Origin of the sequence: Aquabacter albus (assembly GCF_040049275.1) — a bacterium.
Classification (GTDB): Bacteria; Pseudomonadota; Alphaproteobacteria; order Rhizobiales; family Xanthobacteraceae; genus Aquabacter.
The window spans coordinates 131349-148663 of record NZ_JBDZDT010000008.1 but is presented as its reverse complement, the minus strand read 5'-3'; the positions used below and the strand labels follow the sequence as shown (position 1 = coordinate 148663).

The following is a 17315-nucleotide window of genomic DNA, read 5'->3' as shown; positions in this document are numbered from 1 at the left end:
TGGCCAGCAGTTTGCAGACTGAATATGGTCTCAGCTGAAGGCGAGGCACGCAATGCGTGCGCTCAAGTCCGCCTTCACCTTCAGTCCCTGGATCTATCGCCAACGGAGCCACGTCGAGTGCTTTTTCAACGGGATGAAGCAACTGTGCGGCCTCGGCACCGGCGTCCGGATAACCTCGCCGCCCTCAAGCTCGCCGCCATTCCGTATATGGATCAACGCGTTAAGAGGCAGCTGCCTAGATGAAGTATGGTGGATCGTACCCGGGTCGGATCCGTCGCGCCGAACGCGCTGCGCGTTCATACCCCTGGCTTGTCGGAATTGGTAATATGACCTAGATGCCGATCTGACATGCCCGCTCAGACGAGGGAGGCCGCCTTGAGTAGTAACCGCACGCCTCCTCTCGTCACGCCGGCTTCCGTGCTGCTTTCCTTCGTCGCCATGCTGGCGATCATGGGCATCACGTCCACCTGGTGGGAGTTCGCGCTCCAGGAGCGCATCCTCCCCTGGCTCGGCATCGGCATAAGCACTGGTTTCGACGATCCTTCGCGCTGGCGCTTCATCATCACGGCCGTGGCGTTTGCCGCCCTGAGCCAGTTTGGGCCGGCTCTGCTGCTGTTCCGCCTAATGCGCCGCCTCGACCGGGCGCGGATAGACGTCATCAAGGCACGCGAGGAGGCCGACGCCCTCGCCCGGTACGACCCGCTGACCGGGCTCCCAAGCCGTCGCATGCTGCGTGAACATATGCGCAAGCGCCTCGCCGCAGCAGCGGGGACCGGCGGCTACGCCTTGCTGCTCATCGATATCGACCGCTTCAAGGCCATGACCGATCTGCATGGCCTCCAGATGGCGGACAGGCTGCTGCTCGAGATCGCCAACCGCATTAAGCCTCTGCTGCCGCCCGACGCCATCGCTTCGCGCGTGAGCGGGGAGGAGTTCGCTGTCTTCCTGCCGCGCCCGCGCACGGTGGAGACGCTCGGCAAGACAGCCCAGCAGCTCATTTTCCAGCTCTCCGCGCACTACCAGCTCGACAACCTTAACGCGCGCCTTGGCGCCACCATCGGCATCGCGGTGACGCCGGAGAACGGTACTGACGAGAGCGAGCTGATGCGCGCGGCGGAAGCCGCGCTCTATCGCGCCAAGCGCAACAAGCCGGGCACCTACCGTTTTTTTGAGCCGACAATGGACCTGGAGCTGAAGCAGTCCCGGCGGCTCCAGCGCGACCTGCACAGCGCCATTGCCGCCAACACCATTGTCCCGCACTACCAGCCGCTGGTGCGCCTGAAGGACGGGGTGGTGGTGGGCTTCGAGGTGCTCGCCCGCTGGAACCACCCCATGCAGGGCTTCATCTCGCCGGAGGTGTTCATCTCCATCGCCGAGGATGCCGGCCTCATCGGGCCGCTCACCCAGTCGATCCTGAGGCACGCTTGCCTCGATGCCGCCAAATGGCCCGACCAACTCAAGATCGCGGTGAACCTGTCGCCGATCCAGCTGAAGGACATTGCGCTGCCCGACCAGATCCTGCGCACGCTGAAGAGCTACAGCTTTCCGCCCCAGCGGCTGGAGATCGAGATCACCGAGACTGCGCTGGTGGACGACGACAAGACCGCCAACGCGATCCTGACGCGCTTCCGCGACATGGGCATCGACATCGCGCTCGATGATTTCGGCACCGGCTATTCCAGCCTGCAGAATCTGCGCATGTTCCCGGTGACCAAGCTGAAGATCGATAAGTCGTTCGTGAGGTCCATGAACATCGACGTGAACTCGAAGAAGCTGATCTCCGGCATCCTGGCACTGAGCCGCAGCCTCGGCATCGCCACCACCGCCGAGGGTATAGAGGAGGCGGCGGAGGCCGATTATCTCGGTTCCATCAACTGTGATTTCGGCCAGGGGTACCGCTACGCCAAACCCATGAAGGCGGACGATGTGCCGCGCTTCCTGGAGGCCCACGTTCCCGCCTTGAGCGTGGCCTCATAAAATATGCCGAACGGATCGCGCCAGGACGGGCGGCACGCACGGTGCTTCGGCCGTGACCAGTCCATGTTCGACCCCTGGCCCTATATGCCGGTGCTCACGCGCAAGCCCGACGCCCTGAAGAACGGCGCCCCCCTCTGGCCCTCCGGTCGCAGAACCGCCTACTCCGGCGGGGAGGAGCCGATGGGCGCCTGGGCCTTTCCCGGCTGATGCAGGAGGGTCAGCGACAAGAACGCGCCAACCCAGGAACCCACCGCCGCGAAGACCACATACATCCAATTCTCCGTGTAGCTGATCACGGCGAAGGACGAGAGCATGTACCAGACGCTCGACCAATTGGCGGCGGAAAGCCGCTTGCGCGCCACCACGGCGGATGTGAAGGCCACATAGCAGGCATCTGTCGCCGCCGTGGCGATGAAAACCCCGAGCGCGATGAGTGGGTCGAGGGTGGAAAAAGAAGTGAGGAAGTGTTGCATTGGCGGACCAGAAAGGGGGTGGTCGGACGACTTACCCTTCATCATGGCGCAGAGCAAAACACGAGTCCCGGCCAACGCCCACCTAGGCAGCCTTTACTTCATCTAAGAAGTGACGCACCTCGTCACCGAGCAGGTCGGCTTGGCGAGACGGCTCGCTCAATGCGAGTGGTGCTTCCCGCTGTGGACAGCCGCAAGGGCAGCCGGGTGGCGGCCTTCTGAGGCAGTGCGCAGAGAGCCATGCCTGCCGCCATGCCCAGCGTCATGGCAGCCACCATGGCGGGGAATGTCCAGGAGAGGCCGGCCGCGCCCGCCAGCCGCGGGCCGAGCCATTCGAATATCCCCATGCCCACCAGCATGAGCGCGCAGCAGGCGATGCGCCCGCTCCATCTCCCCCGCCCGAGGCCGGCGCCCACGAGACTGCCCACCAGCATCAGCAGGTTCGCCGCCGGCAACAGGCTCGCATGCAGCAGCATGCTGTCCGCCAGAGTGCGGTTTCCCGTGCAGAGGGCGGCTAATGCCTCCGGGAGCACGCTCTGCAGGTCCAGTGTGAGGCCGATCATCATGCCGCAGAAGCCGAGGAGGAAGGCGGCGCTCATGACGAGATCCTCCGGCCCGGCCACAGGCCTGCGAGGAACGACTTCACCACGGACCAGATGAAGGCGAAGCCGTCGAGGCTCCCGGCCGGCGGGGATGGCGGCACGGTCTGTGGAGTGGCGGCGGTCGCGCCTTCGAGCGCCGGCTCGGCCTCGATGCGCATCAGGAGGTTGGCGAAGAAGTCCTTGATGAGCCGCTCGGACACGCTGCCCATCAGCCTTGCGCTCATGGCGGCGGCCTTGCCGTTGATGTTCACCGTGGACTGGCCGGTGAGGCGCGAGGTGTCTGGGCCGGTGGGCGCTACAGTCGCGGTCAGCTCCATCTCCGCCACCGAGGTGCCGCCCTTGTCGGAGCCTTTGCCGGCGAGGCGCAGCGTGCGTGTGGCGGCGTCGGTCTCCAGCACCTCGATGGTGCCAGAAAAATTCATGTTCACCGGCCCGAGCCGCACCGAGACCTGGCCGCGATAATGGATGGCGTCCACCTGCTCCGTAATGGCGGCGCCGGGCAGGCAGGCGGCGACCTTGTCGATCTGCGCGAGGAGGGCCCAGGCGCGATCCGCCGGGACGGGAAGGTCGAGGCTGCGGTTGAATTCAAGCTTCATCGGGCTGCTCCGTTTTTTGGGATGCGCGGCGCTGCGCGACGATTTCCGCGAGGATCGACAGAGCGATCTCCTCCGGTGTGATGGCGCCGAGGTCGAGCCCGGCGGGGGCCTTCAGCCGCTCCAGTCGCTCTGCCGGCACGCCGCGCTCGGCGAGCGCCGCCTTCAGCGTCTCCGCCTTCCGCAGGCTGCCGACGAAGGCGACATAGTCCGCGTCCACGGCGAGGGCCGCCCGGAGCGCGGCCTCATCGCCCTTGCCCTGTGTCGACACCACTATGTAGCGCTGGCCCGCATGGGCGACGGAAAGCGCATAGCCTTCGATGCGCCGGTCCACCTCGGGGAAGGCGCTTTGCTCGGCGGGCGGCGCGCAGGCGGCCACCGCAAATCCGAGCCGTGCGCCGAGGTCCGCCACCGCCACCGCCACGGGGCTCGACCCGCAGACGATGATCTCCGGCTGGGGCAGCATGGGCTCCACGAAGATGTCCATGGTGCCGTGGCTCGGGCAGGCATTCTTGGCAAAGCGCACGCCTTCGCGCTCCTCCCCCGGCGCGACGCCGAGGCCGGCGAGGAGGTCGCCGGGCTGCACGGAGATGAGGCGGGATTTTCCGTCCGCCAGCGCCTCCATGGCGGCGCGCAGCACGGCGGCGCGGGCGCAGCCGCCGCCGATCCACCCTTCGCTGATGGTGCCGTTGGGCAGGATCACCGCCTTCGCGCCCGCCTTGGCGGCGGTGGCGGAGACGGTGCGCACCACGGTGGCCAGCACGAAGGGCGCGCCCTTCTCCTTCATGGCGGAGACCAATGTGAGGATGTCGTGGGCGTAGCTCATGGCTCATATCCTCGCGAGATAGGGTTCGAGGGCAGCGAGGCTTTCGAGATTGTGGGCGGGGGCGAAGAGGTCGATGTAGGGCAGGGCCGCCTTCATGCCCCGCGCCTCCGGGGCATAGTCGCGCCAGCCGATCAGGGGGTTCAGCCAGACGATGCGGCGGCAGCGGCGGCGCAGGCGGCGCATCTCGGCGGCCAGCGCCGTAGGCGCGCCGGTGTCGTAGCCGTCGGAGACGATGAGCAGCGCGGTGCGCGCATGGAGCATGCGCTTGGCGTGCCAGCGGTTGAAGTCGGCGAGGCTCTCGCCGATCTTCGTGCCCCCGCCGATGCCCTGCGCCATCAAGGCGAGCCGGTCCACCGCGCGGGCGACATTGCGGTCGCGCAGCGAGGGCGAGACATGGACGAGGCGCGTGTGAAACAGGAACACGTCCGCCTCGCGGAAGCTGGTCACGAGGCCGTGGAGGAAGCGGACAAAGAAGGCCGTGTAGAGGCTCATGGAGCCGGAGGCGTCCAGCAGCGCCACGATGCGCAGCGGCTTCCTCTTGCGCCTGCGCCAGACGAGATCCACCGGCGTGCCGCCGCGCGGGATGGAGCGGTGGATGGTGCGGCGGAGGTCGAGCCGCTGCCCGCTGGCCCGCGCCCGGGCGCGCCGCACGAGGCGGGCCTGCATGCGCCGGGCGAGACGGGCGGTCAGTTCGTGGACGCGGGCGGTCTCGTCAGGGTCGGCGATATGGCGGATGTCGGTGGCGGTGATCAGCTCCGCCCGCGAGGCCCCTTCGCGCCGGCTGCCGCCTCTGGCTGTCTCGGCGTCTCCCTCGCGGCGCTCCGTATGGTCCGGCAGGCCCTCGCCCCTCGCGCCGGGGGAGGGCGCGCGTTCCAGCGCGCGGGTCTTGCCCGCGCTGCCGCTCACCTTCTGGACGCTGCGCACGCCGTGGCCGGTCCAGTAGGCCGAAAACACCTCGTCGAAGCGCGCCCAGTCGGAGCGGTCGGCGCAGAACAAAGCTTTCAGGCCCGGCTGGAGTGTGGCGCGGCGGAGCGCGAGGGGAGAGGCGAGGAAGGCGAGTGCGTCGCGGCTCTCCGCCAGCCCCACCTTGAAGCCGCTATCCCGCAGCGTGCGCACGAAGCCAGCGAGGCGCAGGCGCAAGGCACCGCCGATGCCCTCGGGTCCCATATGGAGGGCGGCGTTCATCCCTCCACCTTCGCCAGCAGGCGGTCGCTCACCATGCGTGGCATGGCGGCGCGGTCCTCCTGCGTCTTCAAAAGGCAGATGAGCGTATCGTGCACCATCTCCGGCTCCTGCCTGAGGTCCGCGACGCCGAGGCCGGCGAGGGTCGCGGCCCAGTCCAGCGTCTCGGCGACGCCGGGCACCTTGCGCAGGTCTTCCTTCCGGATGGCGCCCACCATCCGCGCCACCTGCAAGGCAAGCGCAGTATCGATGCCGGGGATGCGGGCAAGGATGATGCGCGCCTCCCGGTCCACGTCGGGGAAGTCCAGATAGTGGTAGAGGCAGCGCCGGCGCAGGGCGTCGGAGAGTTCCCGCGTGCCGTTGGAGGTGAGCACCACGCGGGGGATGGAGGTGGCGGTGATGGTGCCGAGTTCGGGGATGCTCACCTGGAAGTCGGAGAGCAGCTCCAAGAGGAACGCCTCGAACTCCTCGTCCGCCCGGTCCACCTCGTCGATCAGCAGCACCGGGGGGTCGAGGCGGCGGATGGCGGCCAGCAACGGCCGCTCCAGGAGATACTTCTCCGAGAAGATGCGGTCCTCCACCGCCTCCGGGTCCTCTCCCTCATGGGCCTTGATGGCGAGGAGCTGGCGCTGGTAGTTCCACTCATAGAGCGCGCTGTTCTGGTCGAGGCCCTCATAGCATTGCAGGCGGATCAGCTCTGCGCCGTGGAGCGCGGAGAGAGCCTTGGCAACTTCCGTCTTCCCCACGCCCGCCTCGCCTTCCAGCAGCAGCGGGCGCTTCAGGAAATCCATCAGCCACAAAGCGGTCGAGAGGTCGCGGTCCGCCACATAGCCGGTGCCCGCGAGCCGAGATGCGATGGTGTCGCGATCCATGGCGGCCTCACGCGGCTTCGCCGGCCTCCCGGTGCAGCCCCAACCTCTCCGCCGCCATCCAGGTGCGCCAATGGTCGTGGGGCATGGGAATGTGGGTGGAGCCGAGGAACTTGAAGGCGTCGTTCACCGCATTGGAGAAGCACGGCACGCCGCCCACGTTCGGACTCTCGCCCACGCCCTTGGCGCCGATGGGATGGTGCGGGGAGGGGGTGGTGGTCCAGTCCGTCTCCCAATGCGGCGTCTCGACCGCGGTCGGGATGAAATAGTCCTGGAAGGAGGCGGTCACCACGTTGCCGTCCTCGTCGTAGCGGATCTCCTGGCCCATGGCGATGCCGAAGGCCTCGGTGAGCCCGCCATGCACCTGCCCCTCGATGATCATGGGGTTGATGCGGGTGCCGCAGTCGTCCAGCGCGTAGAAGCGGCGGATCTTCGTCTCGCCCGTGTCCACGTCCACGTCGGCGACGCAGACATAGGCGCCGAAGGGATAGGTCATGTTGGGTGGGTCGTAATAGCTCACCGCCTCGAGGCCCGGCTCCAGGCCCGGAGGGGGCGAATTGTAGGCCGCCCAGGCCAGCTCCGTCATGGTCTTGAAGCGCTCGGGATTGCCCTTCACGCGGAAGCGGTCGATGTCCCATTCCAGGTCGTCGTCATGCACCTCCAGCATGTGCGCGGCGATCATCTGCGCCTTCGCCTTGATCTTGCGCGCGGCGACGGCGGTGGCGGCGCCGGAGACCGGCGTCGAGCGCGAGCCATAGGTGCCGAGGCCATAGGGGGCGGTGTCGGTGTTGCCCTCTTCGATGGTGATGAGGTCTGCCGGGATGCCGATCTCGGTCGCGATGATCTGGGCATAGGTGGTCTCGTGCCCCTGGCCTTGAGACTTGGTGCCGAGCCGGGCGATGACCGAGCCCGTGGGATGGATGCGGATCTCGGCGGAATCGAACATGGCGATGCCGAGGATGTCGCAATTGCGCGAGGGCCCGGCGCCGACGATCTCGGTGAAGAAGATGACGCCGATGCCCATCAGTTCGCGCGTCTCGCCGCGCCGGAACACCTCCTGCTTTGCCTTCTGCTCGGCGCGCAGGTCCTTATATCCGACGGTGTCCAGCGCCTTCTGCATGGCCACGTGGTAGTCGCCGGAATCGTATTCCCACCCGAGCGCGGACTGATAGGGGAACTGCTCGCGCTTGATGAAATTCTTCATGCGCAATTCGGCCGGGTCCATGCCCAGCTTCTGGGCCAGGATGTCCATGGCCCGCTCGATGCAGTAGGCCGCCTCCGTCACCCGGAACGAGCAGCGATAGGCGACGCCGCCCGGCGCCTTGTTGGTGTAGACGCCGTCCACCGTGCACTGCGCCACCGGGAAGTCATAGGACCCCGTGACGATGTTGAAGAAGCCCGCCGGCCATTTGGAGGGGTCGGCGCAGGCGTCGAACGCGCCATGGTCGGCGAGCACATGCACGCGCAGCCCGGTGACGCGGCCGTCGCGGGTCGCCGCGATCTCGGTGGTCATGTGGTAGTCGCGGGCGAAGGAGGTGGCCGAGAGGTTCTCGATCCGGTCCTCCACCCATTTCACCGGCAGGCCGGTGACGATGGAGGCGACGATGGAGCAGATATAGCCCGCATAAGCGCCCACCTTGTTGCCGAAGCCGCCGCCGATGTCGGGCGCGATCACGTGGATCTTGTGCTCGGGGATCTTGGAGAGGAGCGAGGCCACGGTGCGGATGACGTGCGGCGCTTGGAAGGTGCCCCAGAGGGTCAGCTCGCCCTTGATCTTGTCGAAGGCGGCGACGCACTGGCAGGTCTCCAGCGGCGAGGGGTGGACGCGCTGGTAGGAGATCAGCTCCTTGATGGTCACCTCCGCCTTCTGGAAGGCGATGGCGGTGCCGTCCTTGTCGCCGATCTCCCAGGTGAAGACGTGGTTGGGGTGCGTGCGGGGGCCGTGGGCGCCCTCCGTCTTGTCCTTGATGTCCTCGCGCAGGATGGGCGCGTCGGCGTCCATGGCCTTGAAGGGGTCGACGAGCGCGGGAAGCTGCTCGTATTCCACCTCCACCAATTCGGCCGCATCCGCCGCCGCATAGCGGTCGGTGGCGACGACGAAGGCCACTTCCTGGTTCTGGAACAGCACCTTCTCATCGGCCAGCACCGCCTGCACGTCGCCGGCGAGGGTCGGCATGTAATGGAGGCCGAGGGGCTTCAGGTCGGCGGCGGTGAGCACGGCGATGACGCCCGGCACCGCCTTCGCCTTCGAGGTGTCGATGGACTTGACGCGGGCATGGGGGAAGGGGGAGCGGACGAAGTCGCCATAAAGCATGCCCGGCAGCTTCACGTCGTCCACATACTGGCCCTTGCCCTGGGTGAAGCGGATGTCCTCCACCCGCTTGCGCTTGCAGCCGAGGCCTTCGAGCTTGGCGGCGCGGTCGTCCGCCGGAGGGGTCGCCATCTCGTTCATTCCGCGGCCTCCTTGATGGTGCCGCCCGCGAGCCGGTCGGCGGCGTATTGGATGGCGCTGACGATGTTCTGGTAGCCCGTACAGCGGCAGAGATTCCCGGCGATGCCGAAGCGGATCTCCTCCTCGGTGGGGTGCGGGTTCTCCTGGAGCAGACGCCAGGCGCGCGTGATCATGCCGGGGGTGCAGAAGCCGCATTGCAGGCCGTGCATCTCGCGGAAGCCCTCTTGGAGGGCGTTGAGCGTGCCGTCCGGATTGGCGATGCCCTCGATGGTGAGGATGTCGCCGCCGTCCGCCTGCACGGCGAAGACGGTGCAGGACTTCACGGAGCGGCCGTTGAAATCCACCGTGCAGGCGCCGCAATGGCTGGTGTCGCAGCCGATATGCGGGCCGGTGAGGTTCTGGTCTTCCCTGAGGAAATGGATGAGCAGCGTGCGCGGCTCCACCAAAGCCTCGATGGCTTTGCCGTTGATGGTGAGCTGGATGTGGGTCTTGGCCATTGCGGGCTCCTACTGGGCGCGCTGGAAGGCGCGGGCGAGCGCCCGCTCGAACATCACGCCGGCCATCTTGGTGCGGTATTCCGCCGGCCCGTGATTGTCGGAGGCGGGGGAGGTGATGGCCTCGGCAGCGGCGCGGGCCTTGGCGATGCTCACCTTGTCGAGCGCGGTGCCCACCAGCAACCGACAGGCCTCCTCCGCGAACAGGGCGGTGTCGCCCACGTTCGAGAGGGCGGCGGCGCAGCTGGCGATCTTGCCGCTTTCCAGGGTGAGGATCACCGCGGCGGCGGCGGTGGCGTAGTCGCCGATCTTCCGCTTCAGCTTGTTGTAGGCATAGCCGTGGCCCGCCGGCGGTGGCGTGATGCGGATGGCGGTGAGCACCTCGCCGGGCCCGAGGGCCGTGAAATAGATGCCTTTGTAGAAGTCCCGCGCGGCCACCCGCCGCTCGCCGCCCGTGCCCGCGAGCACGAAGGTGGCATCGAGCGTCATCATCACAGCCGGCATGTCGTTGGAGGGATCGCCATTGGCGACGTTTCCACCGATGGTGCCCATGTAGCGCACCTGCGGGTCGGCGATGAGCAGGGAGGTCTCCCGCAGGATCGGCACCCGCTGCGCCAGCAGGTCCGAGCCGATGATTTCGTGCTGGGTGGTCATGGCGCCGATGATGATCTCGGCGCCCTCTGTGCGGATGCCCTTCAGGTCGGCGATGCCGCCGAGGTCCACGAGGTCCGAGGGCGCGCCGAGGCGCAGCTTCATCACCGGGATGAGGCTGTGGCCGCCGGCGAGCGGGCGCGCATCCTCGCCGAGATCGGCGAGCAGGGCGACGGCTTCCTGGACGGATTTGGGGCGGTGGTAGGCGAACGGGCCTGGGATCACGTCGCTTCCTCCTGGCCGGCGTTGGCGGAGCGGGAGGCTCCGGTCGCGGCGCGTCTTGATTGGTTTCGTCTATGGAGTCTGGCGAGCCGTGCGGCGCAGCATCAAGGCCGGCTGCACGAACGGCGCCCGTCTGCACGAGCTGCGGGAGGCTTGCACGAATGGCGGAAAGCGCCGGTATGCCCTCGCACGGCAGGGGATGGGCGGTGAAGCGGGGGCAGTTTCGCAGGTGCGTTGCTGTGGTGCGGCGAGTGGGGCGCTGCAAGCCCTCTCCGGCGCGCAGGGCGAGGGAACGGGGCGCCCCATTTCCCCCGTCATGCCCGGGCTTGACCCGGGCATCCATGTCTCTCCCTTGAGCTCTACCCGGCGGGAGCCCCCGGGATGGCCGGGTCAAGCCCGGGCATGACGGTGGTTCTATCGGGCAGGGCCGCGATAGCCCTGATCAGGACACCGCGTGCCCCGTCTTCAGCCCGAACTGGGATTTCAGCCAGGCGGTGCGGCTGCGGCTCACCGGCACCAGATAAGCCTCCCCGCCGGAGGTAAGCTCGATCTGGCAGTTGTCGCCGGTGTTCTTCAGCGCCACCACCCGGTCGAGATTGATGATGTGGCTGCGATGCACCCGCACGAACCGCGTGTCGGCGAGGCGCGCCTCTACTTCCGAGATGGAGTGGGAGCAGAAATAGGTGGCTGTGCCGTCGAACACGCTCGTGTAGTGGGCATTGGCGCGCACCGCCACGATCTCCTCCACCGGCAGGAGGTAGATGGCCCGGTCGCGCTCCACCGGCAGGTGCTGCCCACCATGGCGCGGGGGCGGCTCGGGCATCGTCTCGGCCGGTCCGGCGGGTACTCCGAGTGCCACCTCGTCGCGGTCCGGCCGATCGGGCACCAGCACCAGCAGGAAAAGACCGGACACGAGGAAGGCCACCACGGCCACCACGATGGCCAGCAGGTCCGGCGACAAAGCAGGGGCGAGGGGCTGAGGATCGGGATGGGGGAAGATGGTCATCCCCGCCATGGCGGTATAGTGCATGCCGGAAATGGCGATGCCCAGCGCCACCGCCGAGAGGAAGAGCGGCGGGCGGCCCGAGCGCGCGGCGAGACGCAACGCAAGGGCGGACGCGGCGATGGCGATGATGACGCTCGCCGCCACGAAGAGGGGCGCATGCTCCATGTGGGCGCTCGCGTGGAGCGCCTGCATGCCGATGTAGTGCATGGAGGCGATGCCGAGCCCCATGAAGGTGGCGGCTGCGGCGAGCGAGAGCGGCGTCAGCCGCCCGGCCGTGGCGGCGAAGATGCCGATGCCCACCACCAGCACGCAGACCAGCACCGAGAGCAGGGTCGGGAAGACCAGATAGTCCACGGGGAAGGGCAGGCGCGCCGCCAGCATGCCCACGAAGTGCATGGACCAGATGGCCACGGCGAGGCAGATGGACGAGGCCGCAAGAAAGATGCGGCGCCGAGAACCGTCTGTGCCCTTGATGCGCACAGCAAGGCTCAGGCCCACATAGGCCCCCTGGATTGCCACCAGGACGGACAGGGCCACGAGCCATGGCTCATGTGGAACATGCACCGCTTCGTTCCTCCCATGACGGCGCATTTTTGAACATTTCTACTACCAAAGCCGGGCGGATCACAATTCGCCCCACCCGGTTCGGCGCCTCTTTTCTCATCGCCCATGGCAAATATCGAGAAGGCGATTTCCGCGCTCGATCCTTGGCCGTAGGCGTCGAAAAAGGCGGGCTACGTCGGCGCCCGCGTCATTGAAGAGGCAGGTCAGGAGCCTCGGTCGTCCGGCCCGGCGATCGTCCTCTCTTTCCGAGCTGACGGCATCTATCCGTCAACGTTTGAAACGTTGCCGGTTGCTGAACGCGTGGGACGGCATGGAGGCCGAAGCCTGGGGGCAGGGCCGCGGGGAAATATCGCTTGCCGAGAAATAAAAATGAATTTAATGTTCACCAAGCGAATAATGAAAAAATTGATGATGGCGTCAAGCCGTCTGGTGAGGAAGCACGCCGATGGCTCCCCCTTTCGAGGTCAGCTGCACCTATCCATCTGGTCCTGTCGAGCGGGCCAAAATCTATTCCGAAGAATGTGAGCCCGTTTCTTCCTCGATGTGCCGCTTTGTTTCGGCGGCACCGGGCTCGGATAGTGCGGCCTGCGATCTATAGGTGCGGGAATGCCCGGTGGTCGCTCGCTGTGAACCAAGCCGAGCGCATCGCTCGATCTGAATTCTTCTGGTCGCCGGCGCCCCGTCTCGTTGCCCTGTTTTGCCTCGCGAACATCGGGGCCACCGAGCTGAGCGCCAACGTTCGAGAAATGCCGACAGCTCCGAAAAATAAATCAAGGGAGAAGACGCGCCATGAATGTAAGCACGGGAGTAAATTGTAGGGCTACCGGTTTTGAGGTCGGTCACCGACCATGGACGCGACGCGGTATAGTCGCCGCGCTACTTCTTGGCTTGCTTGGCCTCGCGGCAGGAAGCTCTTCAACAGCGAATGCTCAATCGACCTACCCGGACCGTCCTATCCGCTTGATCGTGGGCTTCGCGCCGGGCGGCGCAAGCGACATCGTCGCTCGGTTGCTCGCGGGACCCATGGCAGCCGCATTGAGCCCAAATGGATCGGCGACCATCGTCGTTGAGAACCGCGGCGGCGCGGGCGGCCAGCTGGGTGCCCGTGCCGCAGCAACTGCAGCGCCGGACGGCTACACCATCCTGCTGGGAACGGCCGGCGAGGTGGCCGCCGCACCGGCGCTCTACGGTGCAAAGCTGGCGTACAATCCGGCCAAGGATCTGGTACCGATTACCAACGTTGTGCGCGTCGCCAACGTCCTGGTCGTGTCCAGCGACGTGAAGGTGCGGGACGCGTCCGAGCTGATAGCGCTGGCAAGGAAGGATCCCGGAATCCTGACCTTCGCGAATGCCGGGATTGGCAATGTTACGCATCTCAATGGAGCGTTGCTCAACAAGATTGCCAATGTCGATATCGTTCAAGTTCCTTATCGCGGCGCGGGCTCATACGTGACCGATGTGGTTACGGGCCGCGTGAGCATGACCTATAGTGGCGCTGCATCACTTTTGCCGCTCATCAAGGAAGGGAAGCTGCGCCCGATCGGTGTCACTTCGCGTCAGCGCCTTCCCCGGCTCCCGGACGTTCCGGCTCTTTCAGAGACCCCCGAACTGGCGGCTTATGAATTGGTCAATTGGTACGGACTTTTCGCGCCGGCGGGCACTCCGGCCCCAATCCTCGAGCGCCTCAACGCTGCCGCCACGACGGCGTTGCGCGATCCTACGTTGATCAAGAAACTCGAAGAGCAAGGCGCCCAGCCGGATCCGATGTCGGCCGCACAATTCAAAACCTTCGTGGATGCCGAGACCACCAAGCTCGGCCAGCTCATTCGCGACGCCAACATTCAGCCGGAGAACTGAGAGGGCGCTGTTTGTGCACCGTATGGGTGTGCCCGCGCGGGGGGAGCCCGGTAAAGGCACATCCATCGCGGTCTGCTTTGGATACGTTACGAGATACCCAGCTAGCTCGCGCGCGCCTGGCGCGCGAGAATGGAGCGAGCCCGGATCCGCACGGGCTCATCGACCATGGCACCGTCCACGGTCGTTGCGCCATCCCCGCTGGCAAGCACACGATAGGCCCACGCAACCTCTTCTGCGTCAGGCAGAAAGCCGGCGCGGATGGGTGCGATCTGCCGGGGGTGGATGGAGAGCTTTCCGCCAAACCCGAGCGATCGGGCATAGCGGGCATCGCTGGTCGCCGCCGCAGCGTCCTCGATATTGGTGGTCACGCCGTCGATGGGCGCGGGCAATCCTGCGAGGCGCGAGGCGAGGACCAGTTCGCACCGGGCGAACAGCAACGCCTCACGGACATGCGCCATGCCGAGATCGGCGCAGAGGTCCACCGAGCCGAAGACCAGGCGACCAACCGCGGGATGGGCCGCTATGTCGCGAGCCGCCGCAAGGCCGCGTGCGGTCTCGATCAAGGCCAGGATGGGAATGCCGGGTCCGAGATCGGCGACAATGATGGAGATGAGCGCCGGGTCCTCTGCCTTCGGCAACATCACGGCTGCGGGACGGAGCCGCGCGGCCGCGGCGAGGTCTCCGGCGTGCCACGGCGTTCCCGCTGCATTGATCCGAACCAGGACGGGAGACTCGCAGAAATCGGTGCGCAAGGCTGCCTGGGCATCCCGTTTCAAGTCCGCGGGAACCGCATCCTCAAGATCGATGATGACGGCGTCCGGCCCGGCGGCGGCAGCCTTCGCGAACCGCTCGGGCCGGTGTCCCGGAACGAAGAGGGGAACGGTGAAATCAAGGGGCTGCATGGTCACCACCCGGCCTCCGCCATCATCGCGATTGGCCCACCTGTGCATGCTGTCCACAGCTTGAGCCTGTCTCCCTCTTCCACCGCGTGCATCAGGAACGGCTCGGTATCGAACAGGGGCGAAAGGCTTCGGAAGGTGAAGCGTGCCAGCGGCGCAACGCGCAATTCAGCAGCGTAGCGCAGAAGCAGTGTCGCCTGGAGGGGACCGTGCACCACGAGGCCGGGATAGCCTTCAGCCTGGGTGGCGTAAGCGCGATCGTAGTGAATGCGGTGGCCGTTGAAGGTGATCGCGGAATAGCGGAACAGGAGAGGTGTAGAGGGGGCAACCTCCTGCCGGTGGCGTCCTTCCGGCGCGGGCGCGGCGGCTGTTTTCGCCGCATCGCCCAGGCCGAGATAGACGATGGTCTGGCTCTCGCTGAGGATCGCGCGCCCGTCGGCGTCGATGTCGTGCTGCACTGTCACCAAGCAGAGCGGCCCGGTCCGCCCCTCTTTCAGGACCACGTCCGCGATGTGGGAGACTCTGCGAACCGTCTCCCCGATCTTCAGGTCGCTATGGAACGTGAGGGTGCTTCCCGCCCACATGCGGCGCGGTAAGGGGATGGGCGGTAGGAAGCCGCCGCGTGCGGGGTGACCGTCCTCGCCAAGTGCGGACATTTGCGCCGCGGGCTGGGTGAGGCAGAAATGCAGAAGCTGGGGTGCCGTGTCACCACGTCGGGGCTCGTCCGTCGGCTCTTCAAAGGTGGCGTGGAATCTGCGGACGATCTCCGCGCCGACGTGTTCCGTCGCGATATCTTCGTGCCCGATCCACGACCGCAAATGGGCGATATTCAGTGTCTCCGCAGGTGCCATCGGGCTGCTTTCTGAAAGAGGAAGAAGTTTGCGGGCGCGCAGGGAATGCCCCGCTCAGTTCCCGCCCTCCAGGAGGCGCCGGGCGATGACCTGGGCCTGGATCTCGGCCGCGCCCTCGAAGATGTTGAGGATGCGGGCATCGCACAGCAGGCGCGAGACCGGGTACTCCAGCGCGAAGCCGTTGCCGCCGTGGATCTGCAGCGCATTGTCCGCCGCCGCCCAGGCGACCCGGGCGCCGAGCAGCTTGGACATGCCCGCTTCCAGGTCCGTGCGCCGGCCCTCGTCCTTGGCTCTAGCGGCGAAATAGGTGATCTGGCGGGCGATGGCGATCTCCACCGCCATCATCACGATCTTGTCGGCCACGCGCGGAAAAGCGATGAGCGGCTTGCCGAACTGGATGCGCTCCTCGGCATAGCGCAGCCCCGTCTCCATGGCGGACTGGGCGACGCCCACCGCGCGGGCCGCGGTCTGGATGCGCGCCGCCTCGAACGTGTTCATGAGCTGCTTGAAGCCCTGCCCCTCGACCCCGCCGAGGAGCTGGTCGGCCGGCACCTCGAAGCCGTCGAAGCCGATCTCGAACTCCTTCATGCCGCGATAGCCCAGAACCTCGATCTCGCCCCCCGTCATGCCCTTGGCGGGAAACGGGTCCGCGTCCGTGCCGCGCGGCTTCTCCGCCAGCAGCATGGAGAGGCCCTTATAGCCGGGCTCGGCGGGATTGGTGCGCACCAGGAGCGTCATCACGTCCGCGCGCACCGGATGGGTGATCCAGGTCTTGTTGCCGAAGACCTTGTAGACCTCGCCCTCCTTCACCGCGCGGGTGCGCAGGGAGGCGAGGTCCGAGCCGGTATTGGGCTCGGTGAAGACCGCGGTCGGCAGGATCTCGCCCGAGGCGATCTTGGGGAGATACTTGTCCTTCTGCGCGTCGGTGCCGCCGCCGAGGATCAGCTCCGCCGCGATCTCCGAGCGGGTGCCCAGCGATCCCACGCCGATATAGCCGCGCGAGAGCTCCTCGGTGACGAGGCACATGGCCTCCTTGGGCAGGCCGAGGCCGCCATATTCCTCGGGGATGGTGAGGCCGAACACGCCGAGATCGGCGAGGCCCTGGATCACCTCCATGGGGATATAGGCGTTCTCCAGGTGCCACTCATGGGCGTGGGGGGCCACCTCCGCCTCCACGAAGCGGCGCATCTCGGTGCGCATGGCCTCCATGGTCTCGTCGAGGCCGGCATCGCCGATGGTGGTCGACCCGGTCTCGCGGATGATGGCGGCGAGCGCGGCGCGGGCGGCAGAGGTGTTGCCGCCGCGCAGGAGGGCGGCGATGGCCGCGTCCGCGCGCAGCTCGGCGATGAGGTCAGGGGCGACGAACAGGTCTTCGAGGCGCACCACCTCGCCTTGGCTCATGGAGATGCCGCCGAGCACCTGGGCGACATATTCGCCGAGGCCGATCTGCACCAGAAGGCGCTCAGTCTCACCGAACCTGCCCATCTCGGTGAGCCGGTCAGCGTAATGGACCAGCTCGCGCACGCCGAAGACGTAAGTTGCGAGCCAGGCGAGGCCGTGGGTGGCGCGCTGCTCTTCATCGAGCAGCTTGGCGGAGAGCCTGCCGCCCTCGCTCACCCGCGCCCGCACGGCGGAGGTGGCTTCCGCCAGCAGCTTCTCCAGAAGGCCGCTCGCGGTGCGGCCAAGGGCGACGGCGTCGAGCCGCTCTTTCTCGATGCTCATAACAGCGGCGCTCACGGACATCTCATCACCCTCCCGGCGGACTGTTTTTTCGGTGCACAGGCTTAGTCGGAGCTCATG

15 protein-coding genes are annotated in these 17315 nt (G+C 66.8%); 2 read left to right on the top strand and 13 right to left on the bottom strand.

The annotated features are described in order from the left end of the window. The first annotated feature begins 348 nt into the window (after nt 1-348). On the top strand, nt 349-1977 hold the full coding sequence (locus ABLE91_RS20915) for a putative bifunctional diguanylate cyclase/phosphodiesterase (RefSeq protein WP_348933961.1): 1629 nt from the start codon (nt 349-351) through the stop codon (nt 1975-1977). Between the two features lie 158 nt (nt 1978-2135). Here ABLE91_RS20915 and ABLE91_RS20910 read toward each other — a convergent pair whose 3' ends face one another. The 10 genes from ABLE91_RS20910 to ABLE91_RS20865 form a co-directional block, all read right to left on the bottom strand. Further along, a complete protein-coding gene (locus ABLE91_RS20910; RefSeq protein WP_348933959.1) occupies nt 2136-2450 on the bottom strand; it encodes a hypothetical protein in 315 nt (104 codons plus the stop codon). Between the two features lie 122 nt (nt 2451-2572). After that, nucleotides 2573-3046, bottom strand: a complete 474-nt coding sequence (locus tag ABLE91_RS20905) for a hypothetical protein (protein WP_348933957.1) — start codon at nt 3044-3046, stop codon at nt 2573-2575. After that, complete coding sequence (locus ABLE91_RS20900; RefSeq protein ID WP_348933956.1) at nt 3043-3645, bottom strand: SRPBCC family protein; 603 nt, start codon at nt 3643-3645, stop codon at nt 3043-3045. The genes ABLE91_RS20905 and ABLE91_RS20900 overlap by 4 nt, the downstream gene beginning before the upstream one ends. Beyond that, nucleotides 3635-4468, bottom strand: coding sequence for an XdhC family protein (locus ABLE91_RS20895; protein ID WP_348933954.1), 834 nt, complete (start codon nt 4466-4468; stop codon nt 3635-3637). Before ABLE91_RS20895 ends, ABLE91_RS20900 begins: the two co-directional genes overlap by 11 nt. A 3-nt stretch (nt 4469-4471) precedes the next feature. Beyond that, the gene (locus ABLE91_RS20890; RefSeq protein ID WP_348933953.1) at nt 4472-5653 is read right to left on the bottom strand and encodes a vWA domain-containing protein; all 1182 of its coding nucleotides are present in this window, start codon (nt 5651-5653) and stop codon (nt 4472-4474) included. Next, a complete protein-coding gene (locus ABLE91_RS20885; RefSeq protein WP_348933952.1) occupies nt 5650-6522 on the bottom strand; it encodes an AAA family ATPase in 873 nt (290 codons plus the stop codon). The genes ABLE91_RS20890 and ABLE91_RS20885 overlap by 4 nt, the downstream gene beginning before the upstream one ends. Before the next feature lie 7 nt (nt 6523-6529). After that, nucleotides 6530-8971 (bottom strand): aerobic carbon-monoxide dehydrogenase large subunit, encoded by a 2442-nt coding sequence (locus ABLE91_RS20880; RefSeq protein WP_348933950.1) that lies wholly within the window; start codon nt 8969-8971, stop codon nt 6530-6532. Next, nucleotides 8968-9468 (bottom strand): 2Fe-2S iron-sulfur cluster-binding protein, encoded by a 501-nt coding sequence (locus tag ABLE91_RS20875; protein WP_348933948.1) that lies wholly within the window; start codon nt 9466-9468, stop codon nt 8968-8970. Before ABLE91_RS20875 ends, ABLE91_RS20880 begins: the two co-directional genes overlap by 4 nt. A 9-nt stretch (nt 9469-9477) precedes the next feature. Continuing rightward, nucleotides 9478-10341 carry an FAD binding domain-containing protein gene (locus ABLE91_RS20870; protein ID WP_348933946.1) on the bottom strand — a complete coding sequence of 288 codons (864 nt, stop codon included), beginning with the start codon at nt 10339-10341 and terminating at the stop codon, nt 9478-9480. A gap of 439 nt (nt 10342-10780) precedes the next feature. Next, complete coding sequence (locus tag ABLE91_RS20865) at nt 10781-11881, bottom strand: MHYT domain-containing protein (protein ID WP_348933944.1); 1101 nt, start codon at nt 11879-11881, stop codon at nt 10781-10783. A gap of 1050 nt (nt 11882-12931) precedes the next feature. Here ABLE91_RS20865 and ABLE91_RS20860 point away from each other — a divergent pair. Next, complete coding sequence (locus tag ABLE91_RS20860) at nt 12932-13765, top strand: Bug family tripartite tricarboxylate transporter substrate binding protein (protein WP_348933943.1); 834 nt, start codon at nt 12932-12934, stop codon at nt 13763-13765. Nucleotides 13766-13866: 101 nt separating this feature from the next. Here the strand turns inward: ABLE91_RS20860 and ABLE91_RS20855 are convergent, their stop codons facing one another. Genes ABLE91_RS20855 through ABLE91_RS20845 form a run of 3 tightly spaced genes read right to left on the bottom strand, consistent with a single transcriptional unit; the run spans nt 13867 to nt 17258 of the window. Then, nucleotides 13867-14667 carry an HpcH/HpaI aldolase/citrate lyase family protein gene (locus ABLE91_RS20855; RefSeq protein ID WP_348934354.1) on the bottom strand — a complete coding sequence of 267 codons (801 nt, stop codon included), beginning with the start codon at nt 14665-14667 and terminating at the stop codon, nt 13867-13869. 2 nt (nt 14668-14669) lie between these two features. Then, the gene (locus ABLE91_RS20850) at nt 14670-15515 is read right to left on the bottom strand and encodes an HTD2 family dehydratase (RefSeq protein ID WP_348933941.1); all 846 of its coding nucleotides are present in this window, start codon (nt 15513-15515) and stop codon (nt 14670-14672) included. Between the two features lie 54 nt (nt 15516-15569). Then, on the bottom strand, nt 15570-17258 hold the full coding sequence (locus ABLE91_RS20845; RefSeq protein ID WP_348933939.1) for an acyl-CoA dehydrogenase family protein: 1689 nt from the start codon (nt 17256-17258) through the stop codon (nt 15570-15572). Nucleotides 17259-17315 lie beyond the last annotated feature (57 nt).